Here is a 17478-nt window from a genome sequence, read left to right as displayed (position 1 = left end):
GCCGTGTCCGGGACCGATCGGCGAACGCGCCGACTGGTGGTGGTACACACCCTTCCAACCCCACCCACCACCGACAAACAACTAGCTAGGTTCTGCGCGGTCTCCGGCCGACGGTATCGATGGAATTGCTGCCCGTCAGCGCAGCATGGTCGCCACGATCCCGGCGAGGTAACCCAGCCGGGCGACCTCCGAGGGCCGGAATTCGGGGCCGGGACGGCCGAGCACCACGGCGGTGTGCGGATCGCCCAGCGGGGCCGCGACCATCGTCATGTCCATGTCGCGCCACGCTTGGGGCACCCAGTCGCCGCTGCTGTCCAGCGTGACGGCCCGTTCGATCGGCAGCCAGGGCGCCGAGTCCGCCTTGGTCTCCGGGGCGCCGGGGCTGCCGGCCAGGCGCTGGAGCTCGCCGTCCGCGCTGCGCAACACCGTGCACCAACTGACGCGCAGCACCTTGGGCGCCTCGTTGGCGAGAACCTGCAGTCGTGCGGCCTTGCCGTCGGCCGCGGCGATGTGGTCGAGCAGCTCGAGTTCGCGGTGCGCCTCCAGCAGGCCGGTGTGCGGGCGCACGCTGTCCACCCGGACACCAGACAGGGACTCGGCGGCCGTGATCAGCGTGTCCGGCATGGCGCCGGGCGGCAGTTCGATCACCAGGTCGTCGGTCGCGTAGCCCGAGCTGCGCTCCACCACATCGAGCGACAGGATGTCGGCGCCCACCGAACCGAGCGCCACCGCCAGCGACCCCAGGCTGCCTGGCCGGTCGACGAGCTCGATGCGCAACAGATAGGAGGGCACGGCCAACACTGTTGCACAGGCATGTGGCTTCTGCCCGCCGAGCGTCACGGTGGTGTGACGGTGGTCGCCCAACGTCACGCCAGCGCCAAGGACGCGGCGGGCTAGGCTTTCGGATCGTGTCCCAGATCTCCCGCGACGAGGTAGCGCACCTGGCCCGGCTGTCCCGGCTGGCGCTGACCGACAGCGAGCTCGACAGCTTCGCCGGCCAGCTCGACGCCATCTTGACCCACGTCAGCCAGGTCCAGGCGGTGGACGTCACCGGCGTCGAGGCGACCGACAACCCGCTCAAGGACGTCAACGTCACCCGTCCCGACCAGCCGGCCCCCTGCCTCACGCAGGCCGAGGCGCTGGCCGAGGCGCCCGAGGCCGTCGACGGCCGCTTCGGCGTCCCGCAGATCCTGGGGGACGCCGAGTGAACGAGATCGTCCGGTCCGACGCCGCCACCCTGGCCGCCCGGATCGCCGCCAAAGAGGTGTCCTCGGTCGAGGTCACCCAGGCATGCCTGGACCAGATCGCCGCGACCGACGACCGCTACCACGCCTTCCTGCACGTGGCGGCCGACGAGGCGCTGGCGGCGGCGGCCGTCGTCGACGAGGCGGTGGCCGCCGGGGAGCGGCTGCCGTCCCCGCTGGCCGGGGTCCCGCTGGCGCTCAAGGACGTCTTCACCACCGTCGACATGCCCACCACCTGCGGGTCCAAGATCCTCGAGGGCTGGCGTTCCCCGTACGACGCCACTCTCACCTCGCGGCTGCGCGCCGCGGGCATCCCGATCCTGGGCAAGACCAACATGGACGAGTTCGCGATGGGCAGCTCGACCGAGAACTCCGCCTATGGGCCCACCCGCAACCCGTGGGACGTCGACCGGGTGCCCGGTGGCTCCGGCGGCGGCAGCGCGGCCGCGTTGGCCGCGTACCAGGCCCCGCTGGCGATCGGATCCGACACCGGCGGCTCCATCCGGCAGCCCGCCGCGCTCACCGCAACGGTGGGAGTCAAGCCGACCTACGGCACGGTGTCGCGCTACGGCCTGGTGGCGTGCGCGTCGTCGCTGGATCAGGGCGGCCCGTGCGCGCGCACGGTGCTCGACACCGCACTGCTGCACCAGGTGATCGCCGGGCATGACCCCCGCGACTCCACGTCGGTGGACGCGGCGGTGCCCGACGTCGTGGGCGCCGCCCGGGCCGGCGCGGACGGTGACCTCAAGGGCGTGCGCGTCGGAGTGGTCAAGCAGCTACGCGGCGAGGGTTATCAGCCCGGGGTGCTGAGCGCGTTCGAGGCCGCCGTCGAGCAGCTGACCGCCCTGGGCGCTGACGTGAGCGAGGTCGACTGCCCCCACTTCGAGTACGCGCTGGCCGCCTACTACCTGATCCTGCCGTCGGAGGTGTCGAGCAACCTGGCCCGCTTCGACGCGATGCGCTACGGGCTGCGGGTCGGCGACGACGGCAGCCACAGCGCCGAGGAGGTGATGGCGCTGACGCGGGCTGCCGGTTTCGGGCCGGAGGTCAAGCGGCGCATCATGATCGGCACGTATGCGTTGTCGGCCGGCTACTACGACGCGTATTACAACCAGGCGCAGAAGGTGCGCACGCTGATCGCCCGCGACCTGGACGAGGCCTATCGCTCGGTGGACGTGGTGGTGTCGCCCGCGACCCCGACCACGGCGTTTCGGCTGGGGGAGAAGGTCGACGATCCGCTGGCGATGTATCTGTTCGACCTGTGCACGCTGCCGCTGAATCTGGCGGGGCACTGCGGCATGTCGGTGCCGGCCGGTCTGTCGCCGGACGACGACCTGCCCGTCGGGCTGCAGATCATGGCGCCGGCGCTGGCCGACGACCGGCTCTACCGGGTCGGCGCCGCCTACGAGGCGGCCCGCGGGCCGCTGCCCTCGGCGCCCACCGTCTAGTGAGCCGTCGCGGCTAATCGCGCCATAACCCCGCCGTCCCAGGCAAGATGAAACCATGCGGATCGGAGTGCTCACCGGAGGCGGCGACTGCCCTGGACTCAACGCGGTCATCCGGGCGGTGGTGCGAACCTGCGACGCGCGGTACGGCTCGTCGGTGGTCGGATTCCAGGACGGCTGGCGCGGATTGCTGGAGAACCGCCGCGTCCAGCTGCAGAACGACGATCGCAACGACCGTCTGCTGGCCAAGGGCGGAACCATGCTGGGCACCGCCCGCGTGCATCCCGACAAACTGCGGGCCGGGCTGAACCAGATCAAGCAGACCCTGGACGACAACGGAATCGACGTCCTGATCCCCATCGGCGGGGAGGGCACGCTGACGGCCGCGCACTGGCTCTCGGAGGAGAATGTGCCCGTGGTCGGTGTCCCCAAGACCATCGACAACGACATCGATTGCACCGACGTGACTTTCGGCCATGACACCGCGCTGACCGTGGCCACCGACGCCATCGACCGGCTGCACAGCACCGCCGAATCGCACCAGCGGGTCATGCTGGTCGAGGTGATGGGCCGCCACGCCGGCTGGATCGCGCTGAACGCCGGTCTGGCGTCGGGCGCACACATGACCCTGATCCCCGAGCAGCCCTTCGACGTCGAAGAGGTCTGCCGGCTGGTGAAAAGGCGCTTTCAGCGCGGAGATTCGCACTTCATCTGCGTGGTCGCCGAGGGCGCCAAGCCCATTCCCGGTTCGATTGCGTTGCGAGAAGGCGGGATTGACGAATTCGGCCACGAGAAGTTCACCGGTGTGGCCGCCCAGCTCGGCGCCGAGGTGGAGAAGCGGATCAACAAGGACGTCCGGGTGACCGTGCTCGGTCACGTCCAGCGGGGCGGTACCCCGACGGCCTACGACCGGGTGTTGGCCACCCGGTTCGGGGTGAATGCGGCCGACGCCGCGCACGCCGGGGAATACGGCCAGATGGTGTCGCTGCGCGGGCAGGATATCGGCCGCGTTCCGTTGGCCGACGCGGTGCGTCAGCTCAAGCTGGTCCCCGATAGCCGCTACGACGACGCCGCCGCGTTCTTCGGTTAGACGCGCCCACAGGGCGAACATTCGGTGGACCGCAGAGAACCGCGGCCTGAATTAGCCCGCTAACGATCCAGGTGGTTTGCGATCGCCGCATTTTGGTGGTTTCCGGAACGGTCCTCAGGGGTTATACCGGGGATATGAGCCACCGCGGTGCGATTCGCGGAGTCGTTCAGCAATCCGCGGCAGCGGGGGGACCACCGGTTCCGCCGAACCATAAGCCGGGCCCGCCCAGGCGCCGCGCCGGCGCCGACCCCGCGGCGGCCACCGTGCCGCAGGCCCGCGGACCGCATCGACACCCGGGCGGACCGCCACCGCCGCCACCACCGCGCCGGCCGGCCCGGCCGGCGGCGGCGCGCCCCGAGCCGATGCTGGGGGCGACGGCGCTGGACCGCTTCGACACGCAAGACACCGCCGCCAATCGGTTCGACTGGCGGCAGCTGCTGCACCGCGTGACCGGCATCGAGCTTGGCCCGGGCAAGAACACGGCGTACGAGAACGAGCTGCGGCGGCGCATCCGCGCAACCGTCGGCGGTGCCTTCCCGATCGCCGTGCTCAACCTCAAGGGCGGGGTCGGTAAGACCACGGTGGTGGAGGCGCTGGGGTCGACGTTCGCGGCGGTACGCGACGACCGGGTGCTCGCCCTCGACATCGACGCCGGCGACCTGTCGGAACGCCACGGCCGCCGCAACCCGCACAGCCTGGCCGACCTGTTGCACGGCAACCCAGCGCCGCAGTACGAGGACATTCGCGCGCTGACGTACATGAACGGCTTCGGCCTGGAAGTGCTCGGGCTGCCGGACAGCGACTGGCGCCTGGAACGGCACGACATGCTGCGGGCTTTCTCGATGCTGCGAAACCAGTATTCGGTGGTGTTGGTCGACTGTGTGAAAACACTCAATTCCGCTGTGATGGACGCTGTTCTGCCGGAATCGCGTGCCCTGGTGGTGGTGACCAGTCCCGCCATCGATGCGATACGCAAAACTCGGGCGACGCTGGATTGGTTGTGCCACAACGGCTATCAATCCCTGATGCAGTGGACGGTGCTGGCCGTCAACCATGTCGAGCCGGCCAAGGTCGACGCCGTGGCCGTCACCGAACTCGACCGGCTGTCCGCCCGCGTCGGGGCCACGGTGGTGCTGCCGTTCGATCGGCACGTCCACGAGGGACGAAAGATCGCGCTGGACCGATTGAGCAAGGAGAGTCGGCGCAGCTATCTCGAGCTGGCGGCCGCGCTGGCCGAGATGTTCCCCGGCAGGGGAGGGGAGCGCGCTCGCGATCACCATTAGGTTGATCGGCGGTGACCCGCTTCGCCCGGCTCCGCCGCGCTCGCGATCACCACTAGGATCGAGCGCATGAGTGTTGCCGCCAGCGCCGATCTGATGGACTTCGACGACGTCATCGCCCGTTTCGATCCGGTACTCGGCCTCGAGGTGCACGTGGAGCTGTCCACCGTCACCAAGATGTTCTGCGGATGCACCACCGCGTTCGGCGCCGAACCCAACACCCAGGTGTGCCCGGTGTGCCTGGGCCTGCCCGGCTCGCTGCCCGTGCTCAACCAGGCCGCGGTCGAGTCGGCCATTCGCATCGGGCTGGCGCTGAACTGCGAGATCGTCCCGTGGTGCCGCTTCGCCCGGAAGAACTACTTCTACCCGGACCAGCCCAAGAACTACCAGATTTCGCAATACGACGAGCCGATCGCCATCAACGGCTACCTGGAGGCGCCGCTGGAGGACGGCACCACCTGGCGGGTGGAGATCGAGCGCGCGCACATGGAGGAAGACACCGGCAAGCTCACCCACATCGGCAGTGAGACGGGCCGCATCCACGGCGCGACCACGTCGCTGATCGACTACAACCGCGCCGGCGTGCCGCTGATCGAAATCGTCACCAAGCCTATCGAGGGCGCCGGAGCCCGGGCGCCGCAGATCGCCCGCGCCTACGTGACGGCGTTGCGAGACCTGTTGCGCGCCTTGGGCGTATCCGACGTCCGCATGGACCAGGGCTCCATGCGATGTGACTCCAATGTGTCGCTCAAACCCACCGGTGCGAGCGAGTTCGGCACCCGGACCGAGACCAAGAACGTCAACTCGCTCAAGAGCGTCGAGGTGGCGGTGCGCTACGAAATGCAGCGCCAGGCCGCGGTTCTGGCCTCGGGTGGTCGAATCATCCAGGAAACCCGGCACTTTCACGAGACCGGTGGCTACACGAGCCCGGGCCGCACCAAAGAAACGGCCGAGGACTACCGGTATTTCCCCGAGCCGGACCTCGAGCCCGTCGCGCCCAGCCGCGAACTGGTCGAGCGGCTGCGCGCGTCCATCCCCGAGCTGCCGTGGTTGAGCCGCAAGCGCATTCAGGACGAGTGGGGCATCTCCGACGAGGTGATGCGCGACCTGGTCAACGCCGGGGCGATCGAATTGGTCACCGCGACCATCGCGCACGGCGCCTCCAGCGAACAGGCCCGCGCCTGGTGGGGAAACTTCTTGATGCAGAAGGCCAACGAGGCCAACGTGGCGCTGGACGAGCTGGCCATCACGCCGGCCCAGGTCGCCGCCGTCGTGGCGCTGGTGGACGAGGGCAAGCTGTCCACCAAGCTGGCCCGTCAGGTCGTCGAGGGCGTGCTGGCCGGGGAGGGCGAGCCCGACGAGGTGATGACCGCGCGCGGTCTGGCCCTGGTGCGTGACGACTCGGTGACCCAGGCCGCCGTCGACGAGGCGTTGGCCGCCAATCCCGATGTGGCAGAAAAGATTCGCGGCGGCAAGGTGGCCGCGGCCGGCGCGATCGTCGGCGCGGTGATGAAGGCCACCCGCGGCCAGGCCGACGCCGCGCGGGTACGCGAATTGGTGTTGGCCGCCTGCGGCCAGGGCTGACCGGCCTAGCTGCGCGTCGAGCGTGTGATCCACGGCGCGACACGCCGATACGCCGTCGTAAACTGCACACTCGGCGGATCGAGAACCGGCCTAGCTCTTGTCGTCGCTGTTGCGCGGGAAACCGCCGCCCTGCGGGAAGAGCGGGAACACCACGTCGTCCAGCTTCTCGGCATCTCCGGCCGTCTTGTTGACCGTTGCGCCCCAGACGTTTCCATCCGGCGACATGCGCAGCGCCCAGGCGTGGGCGTGGGTGTCCTTGCGGACGACGTCGGGTTCACCGGTGACCGCGCCGGTGGCCGGCGCCAGCCGGACCGCGACCGTCAGCTTGGTGTTGATCAAGTTGACCAGCACGGTCCCGTCCATCGCGGCGCAGCCTGCCACGCCGGGTTTGTCCGGCCAGGTCCACACCGTGGACACATCGGACGTTTTGGTGATGCGCTGCAACCGATCTGCCGTCGGGGTGCGGTCGGCGACGTACAGCGAGCCGTCAACCGGGTCGGTGCACAGGCCGCCGCCGGCACCCACGCCGGACAGCGCCGTCGTCGGCGGCGCCTGGCCCACGGTGGTCGGCTGCTCGATCCGCAGCACCTTGCCGGCCAGCGACTTGGGGTCGGCGGCCAGCGCCGGATTGCCCGCGTCACCGGTCATCACGACCAGCGTGGTGGGGCTGGTGAAGATCAACGCCCCGGTGTTTCCGGTGGCGCCCTTGGGGATCCCGGTCAGGATGTCCTTGGGGATGTCGCCGTCGGCCACGCGGATCACCCGGTTGTCGGTGGGCGTGCTGATGTAGGCGTACATCAGGCGGTCCTGGGTGTAGGTGGGCGACATCACGATGTCCATCAAACCGCCGTCGCCGGACGAGTCGACCGGGATCACCGTCTTCACCTTCGGTTCGGCGTTGACCGAGATCTCCTTGACCGCGCCGGTGGTGCGCTCGGCGACCAGCGCGGTTTTGCTGTCCGGGCCCATGATCAGGCCACTGGTGCTCTCCAGGCAGCCCTGCATCACGCCGGGGGCGGGGCACGCCTTGGGGAACGGCGTGGGCGGCAGCGGCGGCGGCGGGGGAGGCGTCGAGCTGGGTTGCGGCTTGAGCTCGGGCGCGGTGGTGAACGGCTGCGATTGGGCGTCGTTGAAGCGGGCGCACCCGCTTGTCACCAGCACGAGGGCGCACAGCGCAGCGAACCCACGCCGAACCGACCGCCCCAATCGCCCTAGTCGCATGACCGTCAGGCTACGGACACTGTCGGCGGCGCCGCCACACACGTCCGTCGTGCCCGCCGCCGAAGGCCCGATCGGAGGCCGGCCGCGCGCCACTGTCGACCATGCGCGATCTCGCGTCACGGACCGCCGAAACGGGCCCGGAAGGCGATTTCGGGTCGATCCGGCCCGGTTTGACGGGCAAACCGCCGATTGCCAGGCGAAAGCGCCGCTCAAATCCCCAATTCAGGACGGAATGCCCTTACCCTGACACCCGTGACCAGTCAACCGAATGACGCACATTGGCAACGCCCCGGCGAATCCCCGGAGCCGACCCCGGGACGCCCCGCCTCGGCGCGGCTGGTCGATCCCGAAGATGACCTGACGCCGGTCGGCTATCCCGGCGACTTCAACCCGTCCACCGGGACCACCACCGTCATCCCGTACGGCGCCGCCGCCGCGGTCGCCGGCTCCGGGGCCGGGGGCTACAACCTGCTGGAACAGCAGGAGCCCCTGCCCTACGTACAGCCGCATTCGGCGGCCCGGAACGCGGCTCCCGAGGCTGACCTCGCCGACGACGAACACCACGACCGGCTGCACGATGTCGGCCGGCGCGGAACGCAGCACCTCGGTTTGCTGCTGCTGCGCGTCGGGCTGGGCGTGGTGCTCGGCGCCCACGGGCTGCAGAAGCTGTTCGGCTGGTGGGGTGGCTCGGGCGTGACGGGCTTCAAGAACTCACTGTCCGATGTCGGCTACCAGCACGCGGACATCCTCGCCTACGTGAGCGCCGGCGGTGAGGTCGTGGCGGGTGTGCTGCTGGTACTGGGCTTGTTCACGCCGGTCGCCGCGGCGGGGGCGTTGGCGTTCTTGATCAACGGCCTGCTGGCCAGCGTCTCGGTGCGGCCGCATACCCGCAACTTCTCGTTCTTCCTGCCCGAGGGCCACGAATACCAGATCACCCTGATCGTGCTGGCCGTCGCGGTCGTGCTGTGCGGACCCGGCCGGTATGGCCTGGACGCGCGCCGCGGTTGGGCGCATCGGCCCTTCATCGGCTCCTTTGTCGCGCTGCTGGCCGGCATCGCCGCCGGTGTCGGGGTGTGGGTGGCGCTCAACGGCGTGAATCCGATCGGCTGACCAGCCACTTCACTGGTAGGGGTTGGGGACCCGCCCGGCGCTGGCCTGCGTCAGCTGCGGCAGCGTGGAGAACGTGACCGCGGGCAACCGCAGCTCTTCGCCGCTCTTGAGGCGCGCGCGACCCCACGAACCGCGGTGAAAACGCAGCCCGTCGATCTCCTCCCAGGGCACCCGCCGGCTGCCCAGCAGCGTCCGGACGGTCACGCCCCGGTCGTCGGCGACGGTGCGTAGCCGGATGATCAACGCCGACAGCAGTATCGGCAGGATCAGCAGCGGCAGGGACGGCGCCCAGAGCATCACCGGTATCAGCAACCCCAGCGTCAAGAACCCGACGGCCAGATGCGCGATCGGCGACACCTTGATCACGACGGGCGCCTGGGACGGGGTTTGGGGAGACGAGCCGCTAGCCACCCCACCATCATTTCACCCCGCGCGCGGGACCGGTTCCGGCCGCACTCACCCGGCGTAACGGCGGTCAACCCGCCTGGTGAGCGGGCACGGATTTGACTGCTGAGCTGTGCGAAGGCTACCGTCGGACGCTATGGATACCGCCGGAAAGCCCGGGATGCTCGTAGTAATTAGTCGGCGCGTTGGCGGCTGACTTGCGTTTGAGCATGTGAAGCAATCCAGCACCAACGCGCAACCCTCGTGCAGCAGATGAGCTGTCGGGGGTTTTTTGTTGCCCCAGCGAGATTCCCGGAAATGAATAAGGACGAAAACGACAGTGAGCGCTCCCATCAGGCAGCACCCCGCCGCGACACCGGACGCTGCCGACATCGCCACGGACGCGGCCAAGCCCGCCGCGAAGTCTGCGGCCGGTAAGCCGAAACGCATTGGGCCCGAACAACTTACCGGCGCCCAATCGGTGATTCGTTCGCTGGAGGAACTCGGCGTAGAGGTCATCTTCGGCATTCCCGGCGGCGCGGTGCTGCCCGTCTATGACCCGCTGTTCGACTCGCAGAAGCTGCGCCACGTGCTGGTCCGTCACGAGCAGGGCGCCGGCCACGCCGCCAGCGGCTACGCCCACGCCACCGGCAAGGTCGGTGTCTGCATGGCGACCTCGGGCCCCGGCGCGACCAACCTGGTGACCCCGCTGGCCGACGCCCAGATGGACTCGATTCCCGTGGTGGCCGTGACCGGCCAGGTCGGACGCTCGCTGATCGGCACCGACGCCTTCCAGGAAGCCGACATCTCGGGCATCACGATGCCGATCACCAAGCACAACTTCCTGGTCCGCTCGGGTAACGAGATCCCGCAGGTGCTGGCCGAGGCGTTCCACATCGCCTCCTCGGGGCGTCCCGGAGCGGTGCTGGTCGACATCCCCAAGGACGTGCTGCAGGGCCAGTGCACGTTCAGCTGGCCGCCCCGCCTGGACTTGCCCGGCTACAAGCCGAACACCAAACCGCACAGCCGGCAGATCCGGGAGGCCGCCAAACTGATCGCGGCCTCCCGCAAGCCGGTGCTCTACGTCGGCGGCGGGGTCATCCGCGGTGACGCGACCGAGCAGCTGCGCGAGCTGGCCGAGCTGACCGGCATCCCCGTGGTGACCACGCTGATGGCGCGCGGCGCGTTCCCCGACAGCCACAAGCAGCACATGGGCATGCCCGGCATGCACGGCACGGTCGCCGCGGTGGCGGCCCTGCAGCGCAGCGACCTGCTGATCGCGCTGGGGACCCGCTTCGATGACCGGGTGACCGGGAAGCTGGACACCTTCGCCCCGGAAGCCAAGGTCATTCACGCCGACATCGACCCCGCCGAGATCGGCAAGAACCGCCACGCCGACGTGCCGATCGTGGGCGACGTCAAGGCCGTCATCATCGAGCTGCTCGAGTTGCTGCGCCACGATGGGATCCCCGGCAAGCTCGACATGACCGAGTGGTGGGCCTACCTCAACGAGGTCCAGTCCACCTATCCGCTGAGCTACGGGCCGCAGAGTGACGGCAGCCTCGGCCCGGAATACGTCATCGAAAAGCTCGGCCAGATCGCCGGTCCCGACGCCCTGTACGTCGCCGGCGTGGGCCAGCACCAGATGTGGGCGGCCCAGTTCATCTCCTACGAGAAGCCGCGCACCTGGCTGAACTCGGGCGGGTTGGGCACCATGGGTTTCGCCATCCCGGCGGCCATGGGGGCCAAGATGGCGCGCCCCGAGGCTGAGGTGTGGGCCATCGACGGCGACGGCTGTTTCCAGATGACCAACCAGGAGCTGGCCACCTGCGCGATCGAAGGCGTGCCGATCAAGGTGGCGCTGATCAACAACGGCAACCTGGGCATGGTGCGCCAGTGGCAGACGCTGTTCTACGAGGAGCGCTACTCGCAGACCGATCTGGCGACGCATTCGCATCGGATCCCGGACTTCGTGAAGCTGGCCGAGGCGCTGGGTTGCGTCGGATTGCGTTGCGAGCGTGAGGAAGACGTGGAAGACGTGATTAACCAGGCGCGTGCGATCAACGACCGCCCGGTGGTGATCGACTTCATCGTCGGCGCCGACGCGCAGGTGTGGCCGATGGTGGCCGCCGGTACCAGCAACGACGAGATCCAGGCGGCCCGCGGCATCCGTCCGCTCTTCGACGACGAGAGCGAAGGGCACGCCTGATGCAAACGCATACCCTCTCGGTGCTGGTCGAGGACAAACCCGGTGTGCTCGCCCGCGTGGCGGCGCTGTTCAGCCGGCGCGGCTTCAACATCGAATCGCTGGCGGTCGGTGCCACCGAGCAAAAGGACATGTCGCGGATGACGATCGTGGTCTCCGCCGAGGAGACCCCGCTCGAGCAGATCACCAAGCAGCTCAACAAGCTGATCAACGTCATCAAGATCGTCGAGCTCGATGACGACAACTCGGTGTCGCGGGAATTGGCGTTGATCAAGGTCCGCGCCGACGCGGGCACCCGCAGTCAGGTCATCGAGGCGGTGAACCTGTTCCGCGCCAAGGTGATCGACGTTTCCACCGAGGCGTTGACGATCGAGGCGACGGGCGACCGCGGCAAGATCGAGGCGCTGCTGCGGATCCTGGAACCTTTCGGGATCCGTGAAATCGTCCAATCGGGAGTGGTGGCGCTGTCTCGCGGTCCACGCGGAATCGGCACGGCCAAGTAACAGACAAGGAGATATTCAACAGTGGCACTAGAAATGTTCTACGACGACGATGCGGACCTGACGATCATCCAGGGTCGCAAGGTCGGTGTCATCGGATACGGCAGCCAAGGACACGCGCACTCGCTGAGCCTGCGCGACTCCGGCGTGCAGGTGAAGGTGGGCCTGAAGGAGGGGTCGAAGTCGCGGGCCAAGGTCGAAGAGCAGGGCCTGGACGTGGACACCCCCGCCGAGGTCGCCAAGTGGGCCGACGTGATCATGCTGCTGGCGCCCGACACCGCGCAGGCCGACATCTTCAAGAACGACATCGAACCCAACCTCCAGGATGGCGACGCGTTGTTCTTCGGCCACGGCCTCAACATCCACTTCGACCTGATCAAGCCGCCGGCCAACGTCACCATCGCCATGGTGGCACCGAAGGGCCCGGGGCACCTGGTGCGCCGCCAGTTCGTCGACGGCAAGGGTGTGCCCGCGCTGATCGCCGTCGACCAGGACCCGAACGGCGACGGCGAGGCGCTGGCCCTGTCCTATGCCAAGGCCATCGGCGGCACCCGCGCCGGCGTCATCAAGACCACCTTCAAGGACGAGACCGAGACGGACCTGTTCGGTGAGCAGGCCGTGTTGTGCGGTGGCACAGAGGAATTGGTGAAGACTGGTTTCGACGTGATGGTCGAGGCGGGCTACCCGCCGGAGATGGCCTACTTCGAGGTGCTGCACGAGCTCAAGCTGATCGTCGACCTGATGTACGAGGGCGGCATCGCGCGGATGAACTACTCGGTGTCCGACACCGCGGAGTTCGGCGGCTACCTGTCCGGTCCGCGCGTGATCGACGCCGGCACCAAGGAGCGGATGCGCGAGATCCTGCGCGACATCCAAAGCGGCGAGTTCACCAAGAAGTTGGTCGCCAACGTCGAGGGTGGCAACAAGCAGCTCGAGCAGTTGCGCAAGGAGAACGCCGAGCACCCCATCGAGGTCACCGGCAAGAAGCTGCGCGACCTGATGAGCTGGGTCGACCGGCCGATCACCGAGACCGCCTAGCGCTTTCGCGCCGACCTGGGACCGCCGCCCGCGAAACTTAAACTACGGCGACCGTTTACGGCGTGTCGTGTGCGTGGTTTAAGTGTCGCGGAGCCGGTCGGCGATCGCCACCACCCGAATGGCCAGATGCTCGAGGGCCGTGTCGGTGACCTCACCGATGTCCTCGATGTTGTCGTGGGTGGTGACCAGGCTCGCCCCGTAGGGATTGCCGTCGACGAACTTCGACGGGTCGGTGTAGCCCGGGGGCACGATGATGCCGCCGAAATGCATCAGCGTGATGTACAGCGAGAGCAGGGTGGATTCCTGACCGCCGTGCACGGTGTTCGATGACGTGAAGCCCGCGTACACCTTGTCGGCGAGTTTGCCCTGCGCCCACAGCCCGCCCAGCGAGTCGAGGAACGCGCGCAATTGCGCTGCCGGAGAGCCGAAGCGGGTCGGTGAACCGAAGATCACCGCGTCGGCCCAGACGATGTCGTCGCCGGTGGCGGCCGGAAGGTCTTTGGTGGCCTCGTAATTGGCCGTCCAGGCCGGGTTGTGGGCGAAGGATTCGGGATCCTGCGTTTCGGCGACGTGTCTCAGGCGGACCTCGGCCCCCGCCTTCTCGGCCGCGGCGGCAACGCGCTGCGCCATCGTGGTGCCATGGCCGGTGGCCGAGTAGTAGATGATCGCGAGTTTCGTCACGGCGTCATCGTAGGCCGCAGATCCGGCATCGTGTCGATCCCGAATTCCCGGTGCAACAACGTGCGCGCCGCGTAGTAGCCGGCCATGCCGTGCACACCGCCGCCCGGCGGGGTGGCCGCGGAACACAGATAGACCTTGGGAACCGGTGTGCGCCACGGGTTTAACCGCGGCGTCGGCCCGGCGATCGCCCGCCAGGCCGAGTTGCCGCCCACCCCGATGTCGCCGCCGACGTAGTTCGCGTTGTGCTCGCACAACCGCGCGGCCGGCACCGCCCGCGCGGCCACCACCACGTCACGGAAGCCGGGGGCGAAGCGCTCGACGACCGCGGTCACCGCTTCGGTCGCGTCGACGGTGGACCCCGACGGCACGTGGGCATAGGTCCAAAACGGGCGGCGGCCGGTGGCGTCGATGCGGCCGGGGTCGGCGACGTGCGGCGACGCCGCCAGCACCATGGGCCACTGCGCGTGCCGGCCGGCGGCGATGTCGGCCTCGGCGCGCGCCATCTGGGCTCGGCTGCCGCCGAGGTGCAGCGTCGGGGCCTGCCGCAGCCGCTCGTCCGACCACGGGATCTCGTCGCTCAGCACGAAATCCACCTTCGCGACGCCGGGGCCAAACGTGTAGCGCCGCAACGCTTTCGCGTAGCGGGCGGGCAGGGCGTCACCGTAGATCCGCAGCAGCGCGGTCGGCGCGGTGTCGAAGGCCACGACCCCGTCAGGCGGTTCGGTGACCTCCGCGCCCGCCGTCAGCTCGCCACCGTGCGCGCGCAGGTCGGCGATCAGGGCGTCGGTGATCGCCTGACTGCCGCCCACCGGAATCGGCCAGCCGACCGAATGCGCCAGGGTGGCCAGCATCATCCCGGCGCCGGCCGCGGTCAGCGACGGCATCCGCGAAATGATATGGGCGGCAACGCCGGTGAACAGTGCGCGGGCGTCCTCGCCGGCCAACGTCCCCCACGCCGGGGTCCCCTGGGCCAGCATCCGCAGGCCCAGCCGCAGCGCCGAGGGCAGCGAGTTCGGGATGGACCGTTTGTCGCCCAGCAGCAGGGCCACCACGTGGTCGGAACGCTCGACCAGCGGACCCAGCAGCCGCCTGAAGGACGCACCGTGCTCGAGCTCGGCGCAGGTGCGGTCCAGGTCGCGGTAGGCGATGGCCGCCGGACGCCCGGGCAGCGGGTTGGCGTAGGAGATGTCCGGCACCGTCAGGCGCACGCCGCGCGCGCGCAAATCGAATTCGGCGAAGAACGGCGACGCCAACGCCAGCGGGTGCACCGCCGAGCAGATGTCGTGCAAGACTCCCGCAGAATCTGGGTCGGGTGCGGTGCGCGCGCCCCCGCCAAATGTCGGCTGAGCTTCGACGACCTGCACTTTCAGACCGGCCCGGGCGCAGATTACGGCAGCGGTCAGCCCATTGGGTCCGCTGCCGACGATGGTGACGTCCACGCGTCAATTACAGCCGATAGGCTGGCCGGGTGAATCTGCCTGTTGTACTCATTGCCGACAAACTCGCCGAATCAACCGTCGCCGCCCTCGGTGACCAGGTCGAGGTGCGCTGGGTAGACGGCCCCGACCGGGAGAAGCTGCTGGCGGCCGTGCCGGAGGCCGATGCGCTGCTGGTGCGTTCGGCCACCACGGTCGACGCCGAGGTGCTGGCGGCGGCGCCCAAGCTGAAGATCGTCGCCCGCGCCGGGGTGGGTCTGGACAACGTCGACGTCGACGCCGCCACCGAGCGCGGTGTGCTGGTGGTGAACGCGCCGACGTCGAACATCCACAGCGCCGCCGAGCACGCGCTGGCGCTGTTGCTGTCGGCGGCCCGCCAGGTGCCGGCCGCCGACGCCTCACTGCGCGAGCACGCCTGGAAGCGGTCGTCGTTCTCGGGCACCGAGATCTTCGGCAAGACGGTCGGCGTGGTGGGCCTGGGCCGGATCGGGCAGTTGGTCGCCCAGCGGCTCAGCGCCTTCGGGACTCACCTGATCGCCTACGACCCCTACGTGTCGCCGGCCCGGGCCGCGCAGCTGGGCATCGAACTGTTGACGCTGGACGAGCTGCTGGGCCGCGCCGACTTCATCTCGGTGCACCTGCCGAAGACACCCGAGACCGCGGGCCTGATCGACAAGGACGCGCTGGCCAAGACCAAGCCGGGCGTCATCATCGTCAACGCGGCCCGCGGTGGTCTGGTCGACGAGGCGGCGCTGGCCGACGCGGTGCGCAGCGGCCACGTCCGCGCGGCCGGCATCGACGTCTTCTCCAAGGAACCCTGCACCGACAGCCCGCTGTTCGAGCTGCCGCAGGTGGTGGTCACGCCGCATCTGGGGGCATCGACAGAAGAGGCGCAGGACCGGGCCGGCACCGACGTCGCGGCGAGCGTGAAGCTCGCTCTGGCCGGGGAATTCGTCCCCGACGCGGTCAACGTCGGCGGCGGGGTGGTCAACGAGGAGGTGGCGCCCTGGCTGGACCTGGTGCGCAAGCTCGGGTTGCTGGCCGCCACGCTTTCCGACGGCCCGCCGGTCTCCTTGTCGGTGCAGGTACGCGGCGAGCTCGCCTCCGAAGACGTTGAGGTGCTTAAGCTTTCGGCCCTACGTGGGTTGTTCTCGGCCGTCGTCGAGGGGCCGGTGACGTTCGTCAACGCACCGGCGCTGGCCGAAGAACGCGGCATCACCGCCGAGATCGGCACGGCCTCGGAGAGCCCGAACCACCGCAGCGTGGTCGACGTGCGCGCGGTCGCGCCCGACGGCACCGCCGTCAACGTTGCGGGCACCCTGTCGGGCCCGCAGCTGGTGGAGAAGATCGTGCAGATCAACGGCCGCAACTTCGATCTGCGTGCCCGCGGTATCAACCTGGTGATCAACTATGTCGACCAGCCCGGCGCGCTGGGCAAGATCGGCACCCTGCTCGGTTCGGCTGGGGTGAACATCGAGGCCGCGCAACTCTCCGAGGACGCCGAGGGCCCGAGTGCGACGATCCTGCTGCGTCTGGACCGTGACGTGCCGGGCGACGTGCGGGCCGAAATCGGCGCGGCCGTGGGCGCCAACAAGCTTGAGGTGGTTGATCTTTCGTGAAGCGCGCCAGCGACGATGCAGAGCTTAGCGATGAGGAGCGGCGCCGATGAAGCTTGCCATCATCGAAGGTGACGGCATCGGCCCGGAGGTAGTGGCCGAGGCCGTCAAGGTCCTCGACGCGGTGCTGCCCGGGGTGGACAAGACGAGCTACGACCTGGGCGCGCGCCGATACCACGCCACCGGCGAGCTACTGCCGGACTCCGTCGTCGACGAGCTGCGCGGGCATGACGCCATCCTGCTCGGGGCCATCGGCGACCCATCGGTGCCCAGCGGCGTGCTGGAGCGAGGCTTGTTGCTGCGCCTGCGTTTCGAGCTCGACCATCACATCAACCTGCGCCCGGGCCGGCTCTATCCGGGCGTGAACAGCCCGCTGGCCGGCAACCCCGAGATCGACTTCGTGGTGGTGCGCGAGGGAACCGAAGGGCCCTACACCGGCACCGGCGGCGCCATCCGCGTCGGAACGCCCAACGAAGTCGCCACCGAGGTAAGCCAGAACACGGCATTCGGTGTGCGCCGCGTGGTGGCCGATGCGTTCGAACGGGCGCAGCGGCGCCGAAAGCATTTGACGCTGGTGCACAAAACCAACGTGCTGACCTTCGCCGGCAAGCTGTGGTCGCGCATCGTGGCCGAGGTGGGCCAG

16 protein-coding genes are annotated in these 17478 nt (G+C 68.9%); 11 read left to right on the top strand and 5 right to left on the bottom strand.

The features are described from left to right. Positions 1-135: 135 nt before the first annotated feature. Positions 136-792, bottom strand: coding sequence for an amino acid-binding protein (locus tag A5622_RS17665; RefSeq protein ID WP_156748800.1), 657 nt, complete (start codon positions 790-792; stop codon positions 136-138). 116 nt (positions 793-908) lie between these two features. On the opposite strand from A5622_RS17665, the gene gatC reads away from it, so the two are divergent. From gatC to gatB, 5 genes are all read left to right on the top strand, one after another. Next, entirely contained in the window at positions 909-1208 is a 300-nt protein-coding gene (gene gatC / locus A5622_RS17660; RefSeq protein ID WP_066862090.1) for an Asp-tRNA(Asn)/Glu-tRNA(Gln) amidotransferase subunit GatC, read from the top strand. Continuing rightward, positions 1205-2692: an Asp-tRNA(Asn)/Glu-tRNA(Gln) amidotransferase subunit GatA gene (gatA, locus tag A5622_RS17655; protein WP_066862087.1), complete on the top strand. Its 1488-nt coding sequence runs from the start codon at positions 1205-1207 to the stop codon at positions 2690-2692. The genes gatC and gatA overlap by 4 nt, the downstream gene beginning before the upstream one ends. A 55-nt stretch (positions 2693-2747) precedes the next feature. Then, a complete protein-coding gene (locus A5622_RS17650) occupies positions 2748-3779 on the top strand; it encodes an ATP-dependent 6-phosphofructokinase (protein ID WP_066862084.1) in 1032 nt (343 codons plus the stop codon). 362 nt (positions 3780-4141) lie between these two features. Beyond that, positions 4142-5062, top strand: coding sequence for a MinD/ParA family protein (locus A5622_RS17645; RefSeq protein WP_066880297.1), 921 nt, complete (start codon positions 4142-4144; stop codon positions 5060-5062). A 66-nt stretch (positions 5063-5128) separates the two neighbouring features. After that, positions 5129-6643, top strand: a complete 1515-nt coding sequence (gene gatB, locus A5622_RS17640; RefSeq protein ID WP_066880294.1) for an Asp-tRNA(Asn)/Glu-tRNA(Gln) amidotransferase subunit GatB — start codon at positions 5129-5131, stop codon at positions 6641-6643. 90 nt (positions 6644-6733) lie between these two features. Here gatB and A5622_RS17635 read toward each other — a convergent pair whose 3' ends face one another. Next, positions 6734-7864: a sorbosone dehydrogenase family protein gene (locus tag A5622_RS17635; protein ID WP_066880299.1), complete on the bottom strand. Its 1131-nt coding sequence runs from the start codon at positions 7862-7864 to the stop codon at positions 6734-6736. Positions 7865-8116: 252 nt separating this feature from the next. Between A5622_RS17635 and A5622_RS17630 the strand changes: the two genes are divergently transcribed. After that, positions 8117-8974 (top strand): DoxX family protein, encoded by an 858-nt coding sequence (locus A5622_RS17630; RefSeq protein ID WP_066862074.1) that lies wholly within the window; start codon positions 8117-8119, stop codon positions 8972-8974. 9 nt (positions 8975-8983) lie between these two features. Here A5622_RS17630 and A5622_RS17625 read toward each other — a convergent pair whose 3' ends face one another. After that, positions 8984-9340: a PH domain-containing protein gene (locus tag A5622_RS17625; RefSeq protein WP_066880292.1), complete on the bottom strand. Its 357-nt coding sequence runs from the start codon at positions 9338-9340 to the stop codon at positions 8984-8986. Positions 9341-9698: 358 nt separating this feature from the next. Here A5622_RS17625 and A5622_RS17620 point away from each other — a divergent pair, with 358 nt between their 5' ends. The 3 genes from A5622_RS17620 to ilvC are packed head-to-tail and all read left to right on the top strand — an operon-like array spanning position 9699 to position 13102. Beyond that, positions 9699-11567 (top strand): acetolactate synthase large subunit, encoded by a 1869-nt coding sequence (locus A5622_RS17620; protein WP_066862068.1) that lies wholly within the window; start codon positions 9699-9701, stop codon positions 11565-11567. Continuing rightward, positions 11567-12067, top strand: coding sequence for an acetolactate synthase small subunit (gene ilvN, locus A5622_RS17615; RefSeq protein WP_066862065.1), 501 nt, complete (start codon positions 11567-11569; stop codon positions 12065-12067). Before A5622_RS17620 ends, ilvN begins: the two co-directional genes overlap by 1 nt. 33 nt (positions 12068-12100) lie before the next feature. Then, a complete protein-coding gene (gene ilvC / locus A5622_RS17610) occupies positions 12101-13102 on the top strand; it encodes a ketol-acid reductoisomerase (protein ID WP_156752997.1) in 1002 nt (333 codons plus the stop codon). Positions 13103-13180: 78 nt separating this feature from the next. Here ilvC and wrbA read toward each other — a convergent pair whose 3' ends face one another. Continuing rightward, entirely contained in the window at positions 13181-13783 is a 603-nt protein-coding gene (gene wrbA, locus A5622_RS17605) for an NAD(P)H:quinone oxidoreductase (protein WP_066880289.1), read from the bottom strand. Then, positions 13780-15222, bottom strand: coding sequence for an NAD(P)/FAD-dependent oxidoreductase (locus tag A5622_RS17600; RefSeq protein ID WP_066880287.1), 1443 nt, complete (start codon positions 15220-15222; stop codon positions 13780-13782). Before A5622_RS17600 ends, wrbA begins: the two co-directional genes overlap by 4 nt. A 29-nt stretch (positions 15223-15251) precedes the next feature. Between A5622_RS17600 and serA the strand changes: the two genes are divergently transcribed. Continuing rightward, a complete protein-coding gene (serA, locus tag A5622_RS17595) occupies positions 15252-16838 on the top strand; it encodes a phosphoglycerate dehydrogenase (protein ID WP_066862054.1) in 1587 nt (528 codons plus the stop codon). 46 nt (positions 16839-16884) lie between these two features. Further along, the coding region (locus tag A5622_RS17590; RefSeq protein WP_255361709.1) for an isocitrate/isopropylmalate family dehydrogenase at positions 16885-17478 on the top strand (594 nt) is incomplete at its 3' end.

It is taken from the genome of Mycobacterium sp. 1245801.1, assembly GCF_001673055.1.
Lineage (GTDB): Bacteria > Actinomycetota > Actinomycetes > Mycobacteriales > Mycobacteriaceae > Mycobacterium > Mycobacterium europaeum_A.
Note: the sequence above shows the minus strand (reverse complement) of the source record. Positions and strands in the feature narration are given on the sequence as shown.

Excerpts from the sequence above, each read along its gene's own strand:
- A5622_RS17650 (WP_066862084.1), top strand. The coding sequence starts at position 2,748 with ATGCGGATCGGAGTGCTCACCGGAGGCGGCGACTGCCCTGGACTCAAC.
- A5622_RS17645 (WP_066880297.1), top strand. The coding sequence starts at position 4,142 with ATGCTGGGGGCGACGGCGCTGGACCGCTTCGACACGCAAGACACCGCC.
- gatB (WP_066880294.1), top strand. The coding sequence starts at position 5,129 with ATGAGTGTTGCCGCCAGCGCCGATCTGATGGACTTCGACGACGTCATC.
- A5622_RS17635 (WP_066880299.1), bottom strand. The coding sequence starts at position 7,864 with ATGCGACTAGGGCGATTGGGGCGGTCGGTTCGGCGTGGGTTCGCTGCG.
- ilvN (WP_066862065.1), top strand. The coding sequence starts at position 11,567 with ATGCAAACGCATACCCTCTCGGTGCTGGTCGAGGACAAACCCGGTGTG.
- ilvC (WP_156752997.1), top strand. The coding sequence starts at position 12,101 with ATGTTCTACGACGACGATGCGGACCTGACGATCATCCAGGGTCGCAAG.